We start from the raw sequence: 20,252 nt of genomic DNA on the forward strand, positions 1-20,252 counted from the left end.
TCCGCGGCCTCCCCGTGGTTACATGACTCGTGGCCGGTGTGCCCAGTGTCCCCGGGCCTCACCTATCGCCTTCGCGGACTACCGTACGGCTGGAGCCGCGTTGAGCCTTTCGCCGAGAGGCGACACGCACACCGGTACGCACACGTATGGCTGAAGGCCCCCGCCGACCCGGCGGGGGCCTTCGCCGTTCCACGACCGTCACAGGGGACTGGCATCCTGTACGGATGCGACAGGTGACCGTCCTCGGCAGTTGTGGTGCGTTTCCCGAGCCGGGCCGTGCCTGCAGCGGGTTCGCGGTGGACTGGGACGGTTACCGGCTGCTGCTCGACCTGGGCTACGCCACCCTGCCGCGGTTGCTCGCGCACTGGCCGGACGGCGCGGTGGACGCGGTCGTCGTCACCCACGAGCACCCCGACCACTGCGTCGACCTTCACGGGTTGTTCCGGATGCGTTTCTATGGCGACCCCGGTGGCCCACGGCTGCCGTTGTACTGCCCGCCGGGCGTGCTCGACCGGATCGGCGGGCTGGAGCCCGACGCCGACCTCCACGCGGTCTTCGATGTGCGTCCGCTGCCGGGCGGTCACCGGGTGGGGCCGTTCGCCCTCACGGGATTGTCGCTGCCGCACTATGTGCCCAACGCCGGCGTCCGCCTGGAGGCCGACGGGGTCGTCCTGGCCTACACCGGCGACACCGGTCCGACTCCCGCGCTCGCCGAACTCGGGCGCGACGTCGACCTGTTCATCGTCGAGGCCACCGACCGCGACGGCGAGACCGACCGCCCCACCCGCAATCTGCTCGCCTCCACAGAGGCCGGTCACTGGGCCCGACGCGCACGCGCACGCCGGTTGATGCTCACCCACTTCTGGCCGGGCAACGACCGGGCCGCCTCCGTGGCCGCCGCCCGCGAGGAGTTCGGCGGTGAGGTGTTGGCGGCCGAGGAAGGACTCACTGTCCCACTCGGGTGGAACTGATCAACGAGCGAGGGCCGGCGTCCGGTGTTTTCAACCGAAGACGCCCGTCCGCAGGGCTCAGGCCGGAGTGACCGCGGAGTCCGCCGGACGATCGGGGCGGGAGCCGGGCTCGGTCAGCGGGGCGAACAGGGCGCCCAGTTTGTTCACCGTCTCGGGGATGATCCAGTAGTAGACCCAGGTGCCGCGCCGCTCGCTGCCGATCAGGCCGGCGGTGCGCAGCACCTTCAGGTGGTGGCTGATGGTGGGCGCGGTCAGGTCGAAGGCGTCGGTCAGGTCGCACACGCAGGCTTCGCCGCCGGCGTGGGAGCCGATCATGGACAGCAGGCGCAGCCGGACCGGATCGGCGGCCGCCTTGAGCAGGACGGCCAGCTCGGCGGCGTCGCCTTCGCTGAGCGGCCGGCGGGCGATCGGCGCGCAGCACGTCCCGGCCTGAGCGTCCTGGCTGCTTCGGGCGAGGGGCAGGGTGGTGGCGGTCATGCGGAAGCCTCCGGGCCTGACTGGTGCTTCGATGTTCGTCTAAATGATAGGCGGTGGTAGAGGGTCAGCGCCGCGGCGGCGGTCAGGCAGGTGAAGGCGACGCCGGCCATGACCCATCCGTAGCCGGCGGCCTGGGCCAGCGCCAGGGCTGCGGCCGGGCTCACGGCCTTGGCCAGGGTGGCGGGCAGGGCCAGGCGGCCGGACAGGCTGGCGTAGGCGGTGGTGCCGTAGCGTTCGGTCAGCAGGTGCGGCTTGGTGATGGTGGCCACGCCGAAGCCGAGCCCGAACATCAGCACCGCGGCGACGGCGCCCGCGGTGGTGGCGCCGATCAGCGGCAGCGCGGCGGCGCCCACGGCTTGCAGGGCGAAGATGGCGGCGGCGATCAGCGCGGCGGGCAGGCGGCGCTGCAGCCCGGTGGTGATCAGCCGTCCGGTGACCGACAGCACGCCGAGCAGCCCGGCCACGCCGGCGGCCAGCAGCGGCGGGTGGCCGAGGTGGATCAGGTAGGTGATGAGCAGGACCGAGATGGTGGCCGTGCCGGCGCTGTGCAGGGTGAAGGCGGCGGCCAGCAACGAGAAGGCCGCCTGGCGGGTGGCGGCGCGCACCAGCGCCGCCCGCTCGCCGGCCCCGGACTGGGCCGAGTCACTCGTGTCCGACGCCGAAGGCTTCCCCGTCCGGGGACGGCCCACGGCCAGGAGATGCAGCGGAATGGCCGCCGCGCCGTAGACGACGCCGAGGATGATCAGGGCCTGGCGCCAGCCGTACGCCTGGACCAGCGCGCCGGTCACCGGCATGAAGATGGAGGAGGCGAACCCGGCCACCACGGTGACCGCGAGCAGCGCCATGGCGCGGGCCGGGGCGGCGAAGCGGGCGACGATCACGGCGAAGGCCGCCTCGTACAGCACCATGGCCGCGGCGACGCCGATGAGGACGAACACCGCGTACAACTGGGCCACGGTCCGCACCTGCGACCAGGCCAGCAGCGAGACGGCGCCCAGCACCGAGCCCGCCGTCATCAGGGCGCGGCCGCCGCGCGCGTCCAGCCAGCGGCCCGCCACCGGCGCGCCCAGCGCCGCGATGAGCACCGAGACCGTCAGCGCGAGCGAGATCCGCGAGGGGTCGGCGGCCAGGTCGCGGCTCATCGGCGTGAGCAGCACCGAGAAGCTGTAGTACAGCACGCCGAACCCGAGGGTCTGGGTGAGGGCCAGCGCCGCCACCAGGGGCCACCCCCTGCCCAGGCCGCGGCCGGGCGCGGGGCGGGCACCGCTCTCTCCGCCGGCCGAGGCGGCGGAGAGAGGATCGACGGCCGGCATAAGCGCTCCTTGGAAAAGAGGCGGTCGTCGGGGATCAGCCGCAGCAGCCGCCGCCCTGCGAGGCTCCGGCGGTCGCCAGCGGCAGCGGGCTGCCCAGCAGGCCGCCGCTGATCCCGGTGGCCAGGCCGAGGCGCTGCTCCTGGGCCTCGGCCAGGCTGGAGGAGCACACGCCGGTCTCGGGCAGGTCGAGACGCACGTCCCGGGCGGCCTCCCAGTCGCCGGCCAGCGCGGCGACGACCGAGCGGGCCTGCTCGTAGCCGGTGGCCAGCAGGAAAGTGGGGGCGCGGCCGTAGCTCTTGACCCCCACCGCGTAGTAGCCGTCCTCCGGGTGCGCGAGCTCGTCGGCGCCGTGCGGCGGCACGGTGCCGCAGGAGTGCGCGTTCGGGTCGATCAGCGGCGCCAGCGCCCGGGTGGAGCCGAGGACCGCGTCCAGGTCCAGGCGCAGCTCGCTCGCGATGGCGTGGTCGGGGCGGTAGCCGGTGGCGGCCACGATCCGGTCGGCGGTGACGGCCTGCTCGGCGCCGGACGGATCGCGGCTGATCACCCGCGCCCGCGCGCCGTCGCGTTCGACGGCGTGCGTGAAGAAGCCGGTCAGCAGGCGGATGCGGCCGGAGGTGACGTGGGCGTGCAGGCGGGTGCCGAGCGCGCCGCGGGCGGGCAGCGCGTCCGCCTCGCCGCCGCCGTAGGTACGGCCGGCGTCGCCTGCGCGGATGGCCCAGGTGATCGGGGTGTCGTCGAGCTGGGCGAGCGCGAGCAGCGTGGTGGCGGCCGAGTGCCCGGCGCCGACCACCAGGACATGCTTGCCGGCGTACCGGTCGCGATCGGCGCCGAGCACGTCAGGCAGCGCGTGGTCGACCAGGTCCGCCGCGTCGGCCTCGCCGTGGGCGGGCAGGCCGGACGCGCCGAGCACGTTCGGGGTGGCGTAGGTGCCGGAGGCGTCGACGACCGCGCGGGCGTGCAGCTCGCCGCCGCCGGCCAGCCGGATCAGGAACGGCGCCCGCTCGCGGCCCGCCGTGCGGACCCGGTCGTAGCCGAGTCTGCTGATCGCGCTCACCTTCGCGCCCGTACGGATCCGGTCGCCGAAGAGCTTGGCCAGCGGCGCGAGATAGTCGTCGATCAGCTCGGTCCCGGTGGGCAGCCACTCGGGGTCGGGGGCGCTCCAGCCATCGGCCTCCAGCAGGCGGCGGGCGGCTGGGTCGATGTCGTACTTCCACGGGCTGAACACCCGCACGTGTCCCCACTGGGCCACCGAGGCGCCCGCCTGCTCACCGGCCTCCAGCACCACGAAATCGAGGCCCCGTTCGGCCAGGTGGGCCGCCGCGGCCAGCCCGACCGGGCCCGCGCCGACGACCGCGACGGGCAGGTCGTCGGACCGCACGGCCTGCGCACTCGGCTGGAGTTCGACAGCGGTGGGACCGCAGCATCCGCTCATGGTGCTTCTCCTCATGGTTCCGCGGGCCGCGACGGTCCGCGCTGTTTTGACAGTTGTCGAAGTAGCTTCTCCGACAGGATGGCCGACAACTTAGAGACATGTCAAATTAGAGGCACATCTAATCAGTACATACCCGGAAGCGGTCCGTTCACGCGCCCGGCAGCGCTGGCGTCACCCGCCTGGATGGGAGAAAGTGGGGCAAGATCGGCATTCTTGGAGGAGGCGACTGTGCGACTCGGATTCAGCATCGGCACCCTCGGGCCCGTCGCGGCCACCCACGAGGCCCAGCTCTCGCTCGTCAGGGAGGCCGAGCGGCTCGGCTACGACTCGGTGTGGGCGTCGGAGGGGTACGGGGTGGACCCGGCCACCACGCTGGCCTGGCTCGCGGCCGGGACCGAGCGGATCCGCCTGGGCACCGGGGTGCTCCAGGCGACCGGCCGCACCGCCATCGCCGCCGCCATGGCCGCGGCCACCGTCGACCGCCTGTCGGACGGCCGGTTCCTGCTCGGGCTCGGCGCCTCGGGACCGCAGGTGGCCGAGGGCTGGCACGGCCACCCCTACCGGCGCCCGCTGGCCCACCTGCGCGACTACGTCGCCGTGGTCCGCACCGCGCTCGACGGCCGCCCCGTACGGCACGACGGGCCGGAGATCACGCTGCCGCTGCCCGGCAGCCGCGGCAAGGAGCTGACCATGCAGGCGGCGCCGGTGCAGCGGCCGCTGCCGATCCACCTGGCCGCCATGGGCCCCAAGGCGGCCGGGCTGGCGGGCGAGATCGCCGACGGCTGGCTGCCCATCCACTTCCCGCCGGAGCACGTGGCCGAGACCCTGGAGCACGTCCGTGCCGGGGCGGCCCGCGCCGGGCGCGACGCCTCCCGCGTCGAGGTCTCGCCCATGGTGATGGCCATGGTCGACGACGACGCCGACTACGCCCGCGACATGGTGCGGCCCATGCTGGCGCTGTACCTGGGCGGGATGGGCACGCGCGGGGTGAACTTCTACAACCGGCTGGCGCACCGGCTCGGCTTCGGGCCGGCCGCCGGGCGGGTCCAGGACGCCTACTTCGACGGCGACCTGGGCGCGGCCGTGGAGGAGCTGCCGGACGACCTGGTCGACGCCCTCACCCTGTGCGGCACCCCTGAGCGGGTGCGCGAGCGGCTGACCGCCTACCGCAAGGCGGGCGCGACCAGGCTGATCGTCGGCCTGAACGCGCCCACCCTGGAGGACCGCGCCGAGCAGCTCGCCTGGCTGGCGGAACTCGCCGCGTGACCCTCAGCTCCCGGTGGGAGCCGAGGGCAGCTCGCGCATCTTCGGGATCGGCGACCGCCACAGCACCACCATCGGCACCAGCGCCCCGATCACCGCCGCCACCAGCACCACCGGCCGCATCCCGAACGCCTCCCCGAGCAGCCCGGCCACCAGCGCGCCCACCGGCGCCGGCACCAGCCCCATCGCCCAGATGGTGGCGATCACCCGGCCGACCAGCTCGCGCGGCGCGGCCGACTGCAGCACCGTGATGTTGTTGACCACGAAGATCTGCGTGCAGAGCCCCACCAGCAGCTGCGACAGGCCCAGCGTGCCGAGCGCCAGCCACAGCGGCCCGCCGGCCAGCGGCACCAGGATGAGCGCGCTGTTGCCGATCACCGTGGACCAGAACATGGTCGGCCCCGGCCCGAACCCCTTCATCAGCCGCACCGACAGCCACGCCCCCGCCACCGCGCCGATCCCGCCGACCGCGAGCACCCCGCCGACCACCGCCGCCGGCAGGTCCACGACACCGAGCACGTACGGGATATAGAGGGTCTGCAGGATGCCGATGTCGAAGAAGGAGTAGACGGCACTCGCGATCGCCAGCGGCCGGATGATCGGCTGGCTCATCACGAAACCGAACCCGGCCCGGATCGCCGAGATCATGCTGCCGCCGCTGTCCGGCGGGGGCGGGTCCTCCTTCTTGCGGATGAAGATCAGGCACAGCGCCGAGGCGACGTAGCTGATGACGTCGACCAGGATGATCAGCGGCGCGGAGCGGGCCGCCAGCAGCACCCCGGCCAGGCTGGGCCCGACCGCCTTGGACACCGAGTCGCTCAGCTGCAGCTTGCTGTTGCCGTCGCCCAGATGCTCGGGCGCCACCAGCAGCGGCAGGTACGACCGGTAGGCGATCTCGAACAGCACGCCGAACACGCCCATCACCAGGACGACCACGTACAGCCACCAGAGCGTGAGCATGTCCATCACGAACAGCAGCGGCACGGTGCAGAGCATGGCGGCGCGGATCACGTCGCTCCAGATCAGCACGGGCCGGCGCCGCATCCGGTCCACCCAGACGCCGACGACGAAGAACAGCACCATCGGCAGGCGGGCCAGCGCGCCGAGCACGCCCATCTCGGCGACGGAGGCGTTCAGCAGGAGGTAGGCGACGATGGGCATGGCCAGCACCGTCACCTGAGAGCCGACCAGGGACAGGCTCTCACCCGCCCATAACTTCAGGAAGTCCGGATTGCGCCACAGGGTGCCGGCGCGGTCAGTCGTCGGTGAGGCCATTGTCGATGCTGCTCCTTACCTCGGCGGCCGCCCGCGCGACCCGCGGCTCGTACATGACGGTGAAGCGCTCGCCGTGGATGGGCGAGATGCGCAGCCGCCCGGTCACGACGTCGCGCCAGCCCATGTCGTCGGGCGGCACGCCCTCGGCGGCGGGCGAGAACAGCAGCACGTCACCGTCGTAGGGGGCGTGCCGGTAGTAGCCGACGGCGTGCGCGTTGGCGCGGAAGACGGAGACGAAGCGGCGCGCCTGGCGCAGGTCGGCCGCGTCGGGCTGGAGGGTGTCGGCGCGGGCGGCGGCGTCGATGACGGCCAGCAGCCGCTCGTCGGGGTCCAGCCGGTGCAGCTCGTCCAGGTCGACCTGGACCCTGCCGCCCGCCAGGGCGTGGGTGAGCAGCACGGCGTCGTCCTCCAGCGAGGCGCGCAGCACCGGCTCGGCGGCGTCGGAGTAGAACAGCACCACCAGCGGCACCCGCTCGCCGCGCTCGCGCAGCCGGCGGGCGGTCTCCAGCGCGATGTTGCCGCCGATGCAGTAGCCGCCGAGCACGTACGGGCCCTGAGGGCGGACCCGCAGCAGGTGCTCGGTGTAGTCGTCGACCATCTCCTCCAGCGTCTTGTGCGGCTCCTCGCCGGGGGCGAGCCCGGCGGCCTGGACGGCGAGCACGGGCTGGTCGGCGCCGAGGTGGCGGGCGAGCGGCAGGTAGCGGAACACCTGGCCGCCCAGCGCGTGGAACAGGAAGATCGGGATCCGGTCGCCGGTGGGGCGCAGCGGCACGATCCGCTCGGGGACGCCGTCGTTGTCGTGCGGGCGGCGCAGCTCGGCGGCCAGCAGGGCCACGGTGGGGGCGGTGAGCACGGCCTGCAGCGGCACCTCGCGGCCCAGCTCCTTGCGCAGCCGCATGGTCAGCCGCAGCGCCAGGAGCGAGTGTCCGCCGAGGGCGAAGAAGTCGTCGTGCACGCCGACGGAGTCCACGCCGAGCGTCTCCTCCCAGGCGGTGGCCAGCCGGGCCTCGAACGGGTCGCGCGGCGGCAGGTACGGGGGCCGCCCGGCCTCGCCGGGTTCGGGCAGCGCGGCCCGGTCGAGCTTGCCGCTGGTGGTGACGGGCAGCTCGGCCAGCCGTACCCACGCCGACGGGATCATGTGATCGGGCAGGTGCCGCCGTAACGCGGCAGCCAGCTCGGCACCGGGATCCTCGGGCTGCGCGGGGTCGGCGGGGGTGTAGGGGACGACGTAGCCGACGAGGCGTTCGCCGCGCAGGACGACGGCGGCGGCGCGTACGGACGGGTGGGCGGTCAGCAGGGACTCGATCTCGCCCAGTTCGACCCGCTGGCCGCGGATCTTCACCTGGAAGTCGGTGCGGCCCAGGTACTGGATCTCGCCGGTGGGCAGCCAGCGGGCCACGTCCCCGGTGCGGTACAGGCGCGTGCCGGGCGGGCCGTACGGGTCGGGTACGAAGCGTTCGGCGGTCAGCGCGGGCCGGTTGACGTAGCCGCGGGCGAGCTGGACGCCGCCCAGGCACAGTTCGCCCGGCGTGCCGACCGGCACCCGGCGGCCCTCGGCGTCGAGCACCTCCAGGCGGGTGTTGGCGACCGGCCCGCCGATGGGGATCACGGTCTCGCCCGGCTGGCAGGCGTGCCAGGTCACGTCCACGGCCGCCTCTGTCGGGCCGTACAGGTTGTGCAGCTCCGTGCCGGGCATCCGCTCGTGGAAGCGCGCGGCCAGCTCCGGGGAGAGCGCCTCGCCCGAGCAGATGACCCGCCGCAGCGGCGGCAGCTCGGGCTCGTCCAGGAACACCTCCAGCATCGACGGCACGAAATGCGCCACACCGGCGCGGTGCCCGGCGGCGAGGGCGGCCAGGCGGGCGCTGTCGCGGTGGGCGCCGGGCTCGGCGACGACCATCCCGGCGCCGGTGATGAGCGGCCAGAACAGCTCCCACACCGACACGTCGAACGACAGCGGCGTCTTGTGCAGGACCCGGTCCTCGCCGGTGAGCGGGAAGGTCTCCTGCATCCACCGCAGCCGGTTGACGATCGCCCGATGCGACACCCCCACCCCCTTCGGACGTCCCGTCGACCCCGACGTGAAGATCACGTACGCGAGCGCGTCCGGATGGACGGCGACCTCCGGCGTCGTGTCGGGGGCGGGACCGTCGAGAGGCAGCACCACCACCCCGGCGGGCAGACCGGCGTCGGACGACGGCGGGTCGCCGTCGGTGAGGACGATGCGGGCGCCGGCGTCCTCGATCATGTGGGCCAGCCGTTCCGGTGGCAGGCCGGGCTCCAGCGGGAGGTAGGCGGCGCCGGCGCCGAGGACGCCGAGCAGCGCGGGCAGGAGGCCGGGGCCGCGGTCCAGGTGGAGGCCGACCACGTCCCCGGGACGGGCGCCGGCGGCGGCCAGCCGGGCGGTGACGGCGCGGGCGCGGGCGGCCAGCTCACGGTAGGTGATCCAGGTGCCGTCGTAGCAGACGGCCGGCGCGGTGGGGGTGCGGGCGGCCTGCGCGGCGAACAGCTCCGGGAGGGTCGCCTCCGGGTACGGCCGCGCGGTGGCGTTCCACCGGCCGATCTCCCCGGCGTCCGCCGTCAGGAACGGGTCCGCCCGGCGCGGATCGGCGGCGCTCGTGGTGGCCAGGCGCAGGGCCGTCAGGTAATGGCCGCCGACGCGGGCGATCTGCGCGGCGCCGAACTGGGCCCGGTCGTAGGTGATGACCAGGTCGAACCCGCCGTGCTCGCGCGAGCGGGTGAACGCGGCGGTGAACGGCAGGTCGGTCTGTTCGAAGAACTCCTGGCCGACGATCTCGGCGCCGGGCATGCCGCGGTAGACGTGGAAGTCGCGGTAGTCGAAGAGCGCGTCCAGCATCGGCGAGCGCCCGGACAGCCGCTGGATCTCGAAGAGCGGGAACTGCCGGTGCGGCAGCAGCGCCACCTCGGCGTCGAACACCCGGCGCACCAGCTCGCCCCAGGTGGGCGCGGCCGTGTCGAGGCGCAGCGGCACCGTGTTGAGGAACAGGCCGAGCACCTCCTCGCCCGCCTCGCTCTCCGGCCGGCTGTGCGTGACCAGGCCGGTCATCACCTCGTCCTCGCCGGTGACCAGCGCCAGCACCCGCAGGTGGGCGGCCAGCATGACGGTGCGCACCGGGACGGCGAGCTCGCGGGCCACCTCGGTCACGCGGGCGAGCAGGGCGGGTTCCAGCGGCAGGCGCAGCACCTCGACGCCGTCGCCGTCCCGGTGCTCGGGCAGCCGCGGCAGCCGCGTGTCCGGCGCGTCGTCCACCCGGGCCTGCCAGAAGTCACGGGTCTGGGCGCAGGCGACGACGGCGCGCTCGCGGGCCACCAGGTCGCGGAAGGCCGCGGCGGGCGGGGTCACCGGCAGCGGCTCCCCGGCCAGGCGGGCGTGGTAGCGGCGGAACAGCTCGGTGACGAGCGTGGCCACGCTCCACCCGTCGAGGATGGCGTGGTGGAAGCTCAGGCTGAACGCGAACAGCTCGCCGGGCAGCAGGTGCGCGTGCGCGCGGGCCAGCGGCGGCCGCGACCAGTCGAACGGGCGCCGTTTCTCCTCCTCCGCCCAGCGCGCCACCCGTTCGTCCGCGTCCGGGACGCCCGACAGGTCGGTCACGGCGAACGGCAGTGTGGCCGAGCGGTGCACGAACTGCAGCGGCTCGCTGAAGCCTGTCATGTCGATCGAGGTGCGCAGCACCGGGTGCCGGGCGGTCACCTCGGCCAGGGCGGCCTCGAACGCTTCCCGGTCGAACCGGCCGCGCAGCGTGATCGTGGTCAGGTCGTGGTAGGTGGCCGCGTCCGGCTCGTAGGCGCTGTGGTAGAGCATGCCCGCCTGGAGAGCGGCCAGGGGGTAGGCGTCCTCCAGGCCCCGGGCCCCGGTCGTGACAGTCATCGCGCCTCGCCTTCCAGCATCCGTGCCAGGTCCTCGGGGTCGAGCAGGCCGAACGGCGCCGCGGCCCGCGGTTCGGCGGCCGGCGTGGCCGGTTCCAGCCGGGCGGCCAGCTCTCTGACCGTCTGGTGCAGGAACAGCTGTTCCAGCCGTACGGCGTAGCCCGCCTCGCGCAGCCGGGAGACCACCTTGAGGCTGCGGATGGAGTCGCCGCCGACGGCGAAGAAGTTGTCGTGCGCCGACACCCGCGCGAGGCCGAGCACGCCCTGCCAGGCGGCGGCGACGGCGCGTTCGGCCTCGCCCTCCGGGTCGGCGTGGGCGGCCGGGTCGGGGGCGGACGGGTCGGGCAGCGCGTCGCGGTCGAGCTTGCCGCTGCGGTTGAGCGGCAGCGCGTCCAGGATCGTCAGCGTGGCGGGGACCAGGTGGCCGGGCAGCCGCTCGCGCAGCAGGGCGTGCCACCGCGCGGGGTCGTGCTCGCCGGGGTCCGGCACCACGTATCCGGCCAGTCGCAGGCCGGCCCCGTCGGCGACGGCCCGCGCGGCGGCGGCGCGCACGCCGGGCAGCGCCGACAGCGCGGCGTCGATCTCGCCCAGTTCGACCCGCATGCCGCGGATCTTGACCTGGTGGTCGGCGCGGCCCAGGTACTCGATCTCGCCGTCGGGCCGCCATCTGGCCAGGTCGCCGGTGTCGTACAGCCTGCCGCCGGGCGGGCCGTGCGGGTCGGGCGCGAACCGTTCGGCGGTCAGGGCGGGCCGGTTGACGTAGCCGCGGGCGAGCTGGACGCCGCCGATCCACAGTGTGCCGGGGACGCCGACGGGCACCCGGTTCATGCGCTCGTCGAGGATCTCCAGGCGGGTGTTGGCGACCGGCCCGCCGATGGGGATCACGGTCTCCCCCGGCTCGCAGGCGTGCCGGGTGACGTCCACGGCCGCCTCCGTGGGGCCGTACAGGTTGTGCAGCTCCGTGCCGGGCATCCGCTCGTGGAAGCGGGCGGCCAGCTCCGGGGGCAGCGCCTCGCCGGAGCAGATGACGCGCCGCAGCGGCGGCAGGCCGGGTTCGTCGAGGTAGGCGTCGAGCATGGACGGCACGAAGTGGACGGTGCTGACGTCCCCGGCGCCGAACAGGCGGGTCAGGTAGCCGGGGTCGGCGTGCCCGCCGGGATCGGCGACCACCATTCCGGCGCCGGTGATGAGCGGCCAGAACAGCTCCCACACCGACACGTCGAACGAGAACGGCGTCTTGAACGCCACCCGGTCCTCGCCGGTCAGCGGGAAGGCGTCCTGCATCCACCGCAGCCGGTTGACGATCGCCCGGTGCGACACTCCCACACCCTTCGGACGTCCCGTCGACCCCGACGTGAAGATCACGTACGCGAGCGCGTCCGGATGGACGGCGACCTCCGGCGTCGTGTCGGGGGCGGGCTCCGTGAGGGGGGTCGCGTCGAGGAGGACGGGGGTGATGCCGGAGGGCAGGAGGGCGTGGTGGGTGGTGTTCGTGATCGCGAGACGGGCGCCGGAGTCGGACAGCATGGCGGCGAGCCGGGCCGGCGGGTGGTCCGGCTCCAGCGGCAGGTAGGCGGCGCCGGCGGCGATCACCGCGTGCACGGCGACCACCAGGTCCGGCCCGCGTTCCAGGCACACGCCGACGACCCGGTCGGGTCCGGCGCCGAGCGCGCGCAGCGTGCGGGCCAGCCGGTCGACCCGGGCGGTGAACTGCTCGTAGGTGAGCCACTCCTCCCCGTGGCGCACGGCGGGGGCGTGCGGGGTGCGCGCCGCCTGGTCCGCCAGCAGGCCGGCGAGCGTCGCGCTCTCGTACGGGGTGGCGGTGTCGTTGGCCCGCAGGACCGTCTCCAGCTCTCCGGGCGTGAGCAGCGGCACCTCGCTCACGGGACGCCCGGGCGCGGCCACCGCCCGGGTGAGGAAGGCGCGGAAGTGGTCCGCGAACCGCTCCATCCGGTCGTGGTCGAACACGTCGGTGGCGTAGTGCAGCACCCCCGTCAGCCCGTCACCGGCCTCCTCGATCACCAGGTGCAGGTCCGCCTGGGTGACGCCGGGGTCGATGTCCAGGGTGCGCAGCGACACCCCGGCCGCCTCCGGCGGGGCGGGCGGCACGTTCTGGTAGGCGAGCATCACCTGGAACAGCGGGTTGCGGGCCAGGTCGCGCTCCTCGGCCAGCTCCCGCACCAGCATCTCGAACGGCAGCTCGGCGTGGTCGTGCGCGTCGAGCACCCGTTCCCTGGTGCGCCGGACCAGCTCGCCGAAGCCGGGGTCGCCGGACAGGTCGCCGCGCAGCACCAGCGTGTTGAGGAACAGTCCGGCCAGCTCCTCGACGTCCGGGTGCGCCCGGCCGGACACCGGCGTGCCGATCGGGATGTCGTCGCGTCCGGTGTAGCGGGCCAGCACCGCCTGCAGCGCCGCCAGCAGCACCATGAACGGCGTCGCCTGCCGCTCCGCCGCGAACTCCCGCACCGCGGCGACGGTGTCCGCGTCGATGCCGAACGTCAGCCTGCGGCCCGCCATGCCCGCCGGCCCGTGCCGCTGCCGGTCCGCGGGCAGGTCCAGGGTGGCGGGCAGGCCGGCGAGGATGTCCTTCCAGTACGCGAGATCGTCCGTACGTTCGCCGGCCCGGCGGCGGTGCCAGGCGGCGAAGTCGCGATAGCCGGCGGGCAGGGCGGGCAGGTCCGGCGGGGTGCCGGTGACGCGGGCCCGGTAGAGCTCCATGAGGTCGCGCAGCAGGATCGACAGGCTCCACCGGTCGGCGCTCACGTGGTGCAGGGTCAGGAACAGGTCGTGCTCCTCCCGGCCCCGCCTGACGAGGACGGCTCTGGCGAGCGGGCCGGTGGCGAGGTCGAACCGGTGGCGGGCCTCCCGGCGCCCGATCTCGTCCTCGTCCGTCCCGCCGGGAGCGGGGAGGGGGCGGACGGCCAGGCGGGGTCTGCGGGTGCCCTCCTGGAGGTGCGGTTCGCCGTCGGCGCCGGTGATGACGAGGCGGAGGGCGTCGTGCCGGTCCACCAGGTCGTCGAAGGCGGCGGCCAGCGCCTCGACGTCGAGCGGCCCGGTCAGGCGTTCGGCCCAGGCCACGTTGTAGGCGGGGTTGCCGGGATCGAGCTGGTCCAGGAACCACAGGCGGGCCTGGGCGTGCGACGGCTCCACCGGCCCTTCGGCGGCGGGGATGGAGGCGGCGTGCGCCGAGGTCAGCAGGGGGGCCAGCCCGGCGATGGTCGGCGTCTCGAAGCAGCGGCGCAGCGTCACCCGCGCGCCGAACTCCTCCCGCATCCTGACCACGAGCCGCATCGCCAGCAGGGAGTGGCCGCCGAGGGTGAAGAAGTCGTCGTCCACGCCGATCCGGTCCCTGCCGAGCAGGCCGGTCCAGACGGCGTGCAAGGTGTGCTCCTCCGGCGTGCGCGGCGGCCGCTGCTCGCGGGCCTCTTCCGGCGGGGGCGGCGGGAGGGCCTTGCGGTCGAGCTTGCCGCTGGGCAGCACCGGGAAACCGTCCACCGTCACGAACGCGGCCGGGATCATCGCCTCCGGCAACCGCGCCCGCAGAAACCCCCTCAACGAACCAGGATCAACCCCCGAACCCGCACCAGGCTGGACATACGCCACCAGACCACGACCACCCGGAGCGTCATCACGCACCACCACCACCGCACGACCCACCCCCGGACACTCCCCCAGCACCGCCGCAACCTCATCCGGCTCGACCCGCACCCCCCGCACCTTCACCTGATCATCAACACGCCCCAGATACTCCAACTCCCCCGACGCACACCACCGCACCAGATCACCCGTCCGATACAACCGCCCCCCACCACCACCGAACGGATCCGGCACAAACCGCTCCCCCGTCAACCCCGCACGACCGTGATAACCCCGAGAAACCCCCACCCCACCCAGCAGCAACTCACCCGGCACCCCCACCGGAACCGGACACAACCCCCCATCCACCACATACACCGACGTATTCGCCACCGGCGTGCCGATGGAGCCGCCTGCGTCGCCCGTGACCCGGTGCCCGGTGGACCACACGGTCGTCTCGGTCGGCCCGTACAGGTCCCACAGCTCGTCCGTCACCTTCAGGAGCCGGGCGGCGAGCCCGGCCGGCAGCGCCTCGCCCGTGGAGATGATCCGGGGGACGCGGGCGGCGAGCGCGGGCAGCAGGCCCTCCAGCATGGACGGGGTGGCCTGGACGGTGTGCACGTCCCCGACGAGCCGGTGCACCCGCTCGATCTCGGCGGAGGAGGCCACCACGACGGTCCCGCCGGTGACCAGCGGGCCGAAGATCTCGATCATCGCGATGTCGAACGACACCGACGTCAGGAACAGGTACCGCTCCCCCGCCGCCGGGCCGGGCGCCTCGCGGACGTGTCCCAGCAGGCTGACCAGGCCGCGGTGCGGCACCACGACGCCCTTGGCCCGGCCGGTCGAGCCGGAGGTGTAGATCAGGTAGGCGGCCTGGTCCGGGTGCGCGCCCGTACCGAACTCCTCCCCGTCCGCGGGGAGGTCTTCGAGCAGCAGGCGGCCGGGCCGGTCGGGGAGGCGGGCCTGGAGTGCGGCGGTGGTGACGGCGAGCGCGGCCCCCGAGTCGGCGAGGATCCCGGCGAGCCGCTCCGGCGGGTAGCCGGGGTCCAGGGGGACGTAGCAGCCGCCGGCCTTGAGCACCCCGAGCAGGGCGGCGACCAGGTCCGGGGTGCGGGGCAGGCACACGCCCACCCGGGTCTCGGGGCCGACGCCGAGCCGCCGCAGCCGCGCGGCCAGGCGGGCCGCCTTCGCCTCCAGCTCCGCGTACGTCAGGACGCGGCCGTGCGCGTCGGCCACGGCGGGCGCGTCCGGGGTGCGGGCGGCCTGCTCGGCGACCAGCTCGTGCACGCCGCGTTCCGGGTACGGGAGAGCCGGGCCGTCGCCTGCCCGCAGGGTGCGCTCCTGTTCGTCGGCGGGCATGAGCGGCAGCTCCGACAGGCGCAGGCCGGGATCGGCGACTGCGGCCGCGAGCAGGGTGCGCAGGTGGCCGGCCAGGCGGGCCATCCGGTCGTCGTCGAACAGGTCGGTGGGGTAGTCGAGCACGCACAGCAGCCGGCCGTCGGGGCGTTCCTCGACGATGAGGTCCAGGTCGAACATGGCGGTGCCGGGCCGCACGTCCAGCCGTTCCAGGCGCAGGCCGCGCGCGCCGCCGGGCAGCGGCGGGGTGTTCTGGTAGGCGAGCATCACCTGGAACAGCGGGTTCCTGGACAGGTCGCGGCCCGCCGACAGCTCCTCCACCAGGGTCTCGAACGGCAGCGCCGCGTGTTCGAACGCGCCCAGCGCCCGCTCCCGGGTGCGCTCCACCAGCTCCGTGAAGCTCGGGTCGCCGGACAGGTCGCCGCGCAGCACCACGGTGTTGAGGAACAGGCCGACGGTGTCGTCGAGCGACGGGTCGGGGCGGGCCGAGACGGGCGTGCCGATCGGGATGTCGGTCTGGCCGGTGTAGCGGGCCAGCAGCGTCTGCACGGCGGCGGCCAGCACCATGAACGGGGTGGCCCGGTGTCCGGCCGCCAGCGCGCGCACCCCGTCGGCGGTCGGCCGGTCCAGGTCGAACGGCAGCCTGCGGCCCGCGTTGTGGCGTACGGGCGGGCGGGGCCGGTCGGCGGGCAGGTCGAGCACGTCGGGCAGCCCGGCGAGGGTCTCGCGCCAGTGGGCGAGGTCGCCGTCCCCGCCGGCGGGGCGCGACCGCTGCCAGGTGGCGTAGGCGGCGTAGCCGGTCGGCGCCGCAGGGAGCGGGTCGCCGGCGTGCAGCGCCAGCAGGTCGCGCAGCAGGATCGCCACGGACCAGCGGTCGGCCAGGATGTGGTGCAGGGTCAGGATCAGGCGGTGTTCCCGCTCGGCGACCCGGAGCAGGCGGGCCCTGGTGAGGGGGCCCGTGTCCAGGGCGAACCGGTGCCCGGCCTCGCCGAGGGCCGCCGCGTCCGCCTCGGCGGGGGTGACGTGTTCGACGGTGAGCGCGGGCCTGACGGGGCCGGGCGCCTGCCAGGGCTCGCCGTCCTTGAGCGTGACCACGTACCCGAGTACGGGGTGGCGGTCCACGAGCGCGTCGAACGCCGCCGCCAGCGCGGCGGCGTCCAGCGGGCCGTCGATCCGGTACGCCCAGGACAGGGTGTAGGCGGGGTTGCCGGGGTCGAGCTGGTCGACGACCCAGAGCCGGCGCTGCGCCTCGGTCAGCGGGGCGCCCAGCCGGGGGTCGGCGTGCGGGATCGCCGGAGTGGGCGGGCTCGGCCGGCGGCGGCCGAGGAGGCGGGCCTCGAGTGCGGCCCGCTGGTCCGGGCTGAGCGCGGCCAGGCGCTCGCGGATCCCTTCGGCGTCGCTCACCGCTCCTCCTCAAGAAGCTCCAGATCGGTCCCGAGCGCGTGCTCGAGTACGGCCAGCGCCTGCTCCTCGACGGTGGTGGCGTCGAAGCAGCGGCGCAGCGGCAGTTCCACGCCCAGTTCGTCGGAGATCCGGGCGATGAGGCGGACCACGAGCAGGGAGTGGCCGCCCAGTTCGAAGAAGTCGTCGCGCGCTCCGACGCGGTCCCGTCCGAGCAGGTCGGACCAGATGGCGGCCAGCGTCTCCTCCGCGGGGGTGCGCGGGGGCACGAAGGCGGGGGCGGTGCCGGGGTGCGGCGGTGGGAGCGCGTTGCGGTCGAGCTTGCCGCTCAGCAGCACCGGGAAACCGTCCACCGTCACGAACGCCGCCGGGATCATCGCCTCCGGCAACCGCGCCCGCAGAAACCCCCTCAACGAACCAGGATCAACCCCCGAACCCGCACCAGGCTGGACATACGCCACCAGACCACGACCACCCGGAGCATCGTCACGCACCACTACGACCGCGCGACCCACCCCCGGACACTCCCCCAGCACCGCCGCAACCTCATCCGGCTCGACCCGCACCCCCCGCACCTTCACCTGATCATCAACACGCCCCAGATACTCCAACTCCCCCGACGCACACCACCGCACCAAATCCCCCGTCCGATACAACCGCCCCCCACCACCACCGAACGGATCCGGCACAAACCGCTCCCCCGTCAACCCCGCACGACCGTGATAACCCCGAGAAACCCCCACCCCACCCAGCAGCAACTCACCCGGCACCCCCACCGGAACCGGACACAACCCCCCATCCACCACATACACCGACGTATTCGCCACCGGCGTGCCGATGAGGATCGTGGTGGCGTCACGCGGCACCCGGTAGGCGGTGGACCAGATGGTGGTCTCCGTCGGGCCGTAGAAGTTCCACAGTTCCCCGGCCACCTTCAGCAGCCGCGCCGCCAGGTCGGGCGGCAGGGGCTCGCCGCCGAGGATGACGCGCGGCAGTCCGGGCGGCAGGTGCCCGGCGACCAGGCCGGCCACCGAGGGGGTGAGCTGCACCAGGTCCACCCCTTCGGCCGCGCGACCGGCCTGGCGGGGCACGCGGGAGGTGTCGTCGGGGGCGACGACGAGGGTGCCGCCGGACAGCAGCGGCGTGAAGATCTCCAGGGCGGCGATGTCGAAGGACAGCGACGTCATGAGCAGCGCGCTGCCGCCGCCGACCCGGCGGATCACGTCGGTGACCAGGTTGACGACCCCCCGGTGCGGCACCTCGACGCCCTTGGGCCGCCCGGTCGAGCCGGAGGTGTAGATCAGGTAGGCCAGGTTGTCCGGACCCACCCGTACCGGCGTCGCGGGCGGCCCTTCCGGCGGCCGGTCCAGCAGGAACACCGGCGGCCGGTCGGCGGGCAGGTCGCCGGCCAGGCGCGAGGTGGTGATCAGCAGGCGCGCGCCGGAGTCGGCCAGGATGTACGACAGCCGTTCCGCCGGGTACGCCGGGTCCAGCGGCAGGTAGTGGCCGCCCGCCCGCAGGACCGCCAGCAGCGCCACCACCAGGTCGGCGTCGCGGGGCAGGCACAGCGCCACGCAGGTCTCGGCGCCCACGCCGGCCGCCGCCAGCCGCCCGGCCAGCGCGCGGACGCGCTCGTCCAGCTCGGCGTAGGTGAGCGTGCCGCCGGCGAGGTCGCGGAGCGCGACCGCGTCCGGCGTGCGCGCGGCCTGCTCGGCGACCAGCTCGTGCAGGGTTCCTGCGGGGTACGGGGCGGCGGTGGCGTTCCAGCCGGTGAGCAGCCGCCGTTCCCGTTCCGGCGTCATCAGCGGCAGCCGCGACACCCGGATTCCCGGGTCGGCGACGGCGGCCTCCAGGACGAGCCGGTACGCCTCGGCCATCCGCGCCACCGTGTCCGCGTCGTACAGCTCGGTGCTGTACTCGAAGTAGAGGCCCGCGCCGGAACGGGTCCTGACCACGTCGAGGCCTAGGTCGTGCTGGGCGGTGCCGTTGGGGAACTGGCCGCGCGCGTCCATCGGCAGCAGGTTGAAGCCCACCTGGTACAGCGGGGTGCGGCTGGGGTCGCGGGCCGGCCGCAGCGCCTCCACCAGCCGGTCGAACGGCACGTCGGCGTGGTCCAGCGCTTCCAGGACGGTGCCCCGCACCCGGTCCAGCAGCTCGTCGAAGGACGGGTCGCCGGACAGGTCCGTGCGCAGCACCAGCGTGTTGACGAACATGCCGATGACCGGCTCGAACTCGGGCAGGTCCCGGCCGGCGACCGGCGAGCCGACCACGACGTCGTCCTGGCCGCCGTAGCGGGCGAGCAGCGCCTTGAACCCGGCCAGCAGCACCATGAACAGGGTGGCGCCGCGCCGCCTGGCCAGCTCCTCCAGCGCGTCGACGAGGTCCCCGGGCAGGGTGCGGGCGTACTCGTCGCCGGCGTGGCCGCGGGTGGCCGGGCGCGGCCTGTCGGTGGGCAGGCCGGTGTCGCCGGGCAGTCCGGCCAGGCGTTCGCGCCAGTAGCCGAGCTGGCCGGCGAGCACGCCCCCGGCGAGGTGCTCGCGCTGCCAGGCGGCGTAGTCGGCGTACTGGATGGGCAGTTCGGGCAGGTCCGGCTCGCGGCCCCGGCCGAGCGCGTCGTGGATCTCCTTCAGCTCACTGGTGAAGACGACGCCGGAGCGGGCGTCGAACACCGCGTGGTGCACGACCAGCACGATCCGCTGCAGCTCGTCGCTCATGCGGACCAGCCGCGCCCGCCACAGCGGCGGCCGGTCCAGGGCGAACGGCCTGCGCGCCTCGGCCAGGGCCAGGGCGCGGAACTCGCGTTCGGCCCGCTCGGGCGGCAGGCCGCGCAGGTCGGTGCAGGGCAGCGTGACCGGCAGGTCCACCTGGACGACCTGGACCAGGTCGCCGTCCTCGGTCGCCAGCGACGTGCGCAGCGTCTCGTGCCGCCGGACGACCTGGCGCAGCGCGTCCAGGCACCGCTCCGGGTCGCTGCGGCCGGGCAGCTCGATCACCGCGTTGACGTGGTGCGCGGGCGCGTCCGGGTCGAGCCGGGCGAGGAACCACAGGCGTTCCTGGGCGTACGAGGCAGGCAAGACGTAGGTGCCGGTCACGGCCGGTGTCCTCCTAGTGTTGGTCCATGGCCTCGCGCAGGCTGCGCGGGCGCATGTCGGTCCAGACCTGCTCGATGTGGTCGAGGCAGCTCTGCTTGGCGCCCTCGAACCCGGTCTCCCGCCAGCCGTCGGGGACGGGGCGTTCGGCGAACCAGATCGAGTACTGCTCCTCGTCGTTGACCACGACCTTGTACTGGCCGTCCCGCAT

10 protein-coding genes are annotated in these 20,252 nt (G+C 74.2%); 2 read left to right on the forward strand and 8 right to left on the reverse strand.

Translation table 11 applies throughout. From position 1 onward, the window contains the following. The first annotated feature begins 224 nt into the window (after positions 1 to 224). On the forward strand, positions 225 to 971 hold the full coding sequence (locus ACIBF7_RS33850; RefSeq protein ID WP_397198957.1) for an MBL fold metallo-hydrolase: 747 nt from the start codon (positions 225 to 227) through the stop codon (positions 969 to 971). A gap of 57 nt (positions 972 to 1,028) precedes the next feature. Here the strand turns inward: ACIBF7_RS33850 and ACIBF7_RS33855 are convergent, their stop codons facing one another. From ACIBF7_RS33855 to ACIBF7_RS33865, 3 genes are read right to left on the reverse strand one after another with little or no spacing between them, the layout of a single operon-like run. After that, positions 1,029 to 1,448: a metalloregulator ArsR/SmtB family transcription factor gene (locus tag ACIBF7_RS33855; RefSeq protein ID WP_397198958.1), complete on the reverse strand. Its 420-nt coding sequence runs from the start codon at positions 1,446 to 1,448 to the stop codon at positions 1,029 to 1,031. Next, positions 1,445 to 2,761, reverse strand: coding sequence for an MFS transporter (locus ACIBF7_RS33860; RefSeq protein ID WP_397198959.1), 1,317 nt, complete (start codon positions 2,759 to 2,761; stop codon positions 1,445 to 1,447). Before ACIBF7_RS33860 ends, ACIBF7_RS33855 begins: the two co-directional genes overlap by 4 nt. Positions 2,762 to 2,795: 34 nt before the next feature. Continuing rightward, a complete protein-coding gene (locus ACIBF7_RS33865) occupies positions 2,796 to 4,193 on the reverse strand; it encodes an FAD-dependent oxidoreductase (protein ID WP_397198961.1) in 1,398 nt (465 codons plus the stop codon). A 228-nt stretch (positions 4,194 to 4,421) separates the two neighbouring features. On the opposite strand from ACIBF7_RS33865, the gene ACIBF7_RS33870 reads away from it, so the two are divergent. After that, entirely contained in the window at positions 4,422 to 5,459 is a 1,038-nt protein-coding gene (locus ACIBF7_RS33870; protein ID WP_148031539.1) for an LLM class flavin-dependent oxidoreductase, read from the forward strand. 3 nt (positions 5,460 to 5,462) lie between these two features. On the opposite strand, the gene ACIBF7_RS33875 is transcribed toward ACIBF7_RS33870, so the two are convergent. Genes ACIBF7_RS33875 through ACIBF7_RS33895 form a run of 5 tightly spaced genes read right to left on the reverse strand, consistent with a single transcriptional unit; the run spans position 5,463 to position 20,252 of the window. Then, positions 5,463 to 6,731 (reverse strand): MFS transporter, encoded by a 1,269-nt coding sequence (locus tag ACIBF7_RS33875; RefSeq protein ID WP_397198962.1) that lies wholly within the window; start codon positions 6,729 to 6,731, stop codon positions 5,463 to 5,465. Further along, entirely contained in the window at positions 6,712 to 10,617 is a 3,906-nt protein-coding gene (locus tag ACIBF7_RS33880; RefSeq protein WP_397198963.1) for an amino acid adenylation domain-containing protein, read from the reverse strand. The genes ACIBF7_RS33875 and ACIBF7_RS33880 overlap by 20 nt, the downstream gene beginning before the upstream one ends. Then, positions 10,614 to 16,955 (reverse strand): amino acid adenylation domain-containing protein, encoded by a 6,342-nt coding sequence (locus tag ACIBF7_RS33885; RefSeq protein ID WP_397198964.1) that lies wholly within the window; start codon positions 16,953 to 16,955, stop codon positions 10,614 to 10,616. Before ACIBF7_RS33885 ends, ACIBF7_RS33880 begins: the two co-directional genes overlap by 4 nt. Then, positions 16,952 to 20,044 carry an amino acid adenylation domain-containing protein gene (locus tag ACIBF7_RS33890; protein WP_397198965.1) on the reverse strand — a complete coding sequence of 1,031 codons (3,093 nt, stop codon included), beginning with the start codon at positions 20,042 to 20,044 and terminating at the stop codon, positions 16,952 to 16,954. The genes ACIBF7_RS33885 and ACIBF7_RS33890 overlap by 4 nt, the downstream gene beginning before the upstream one ends. Before the next feature lie 13 nt (positions 20,045 to 20,057). Beyond that, positions 20,058 to 20,252, reverse strand: coding sequence for an MbtH family NRPS accessory protein (locus tag ACIBF7_RS33895; RefSeq protein WP_271280471.1), 195 nt, complete (start codon positions 20,250 to 20,252; stop codon positions 20,058 to 20,060).

Origin of the sequence: Nonomuraea sp. NPDC050478 (assembly GCF_044458265.1) — a bacterium.
Taxonomy (GTDB): domain Bacteria; phylum Actinomycetota; class Actinomycetes; order Streptosporangiales; family Streptosporangiaceae; genus Nonomuraea; species Nonomuraea ferruginea.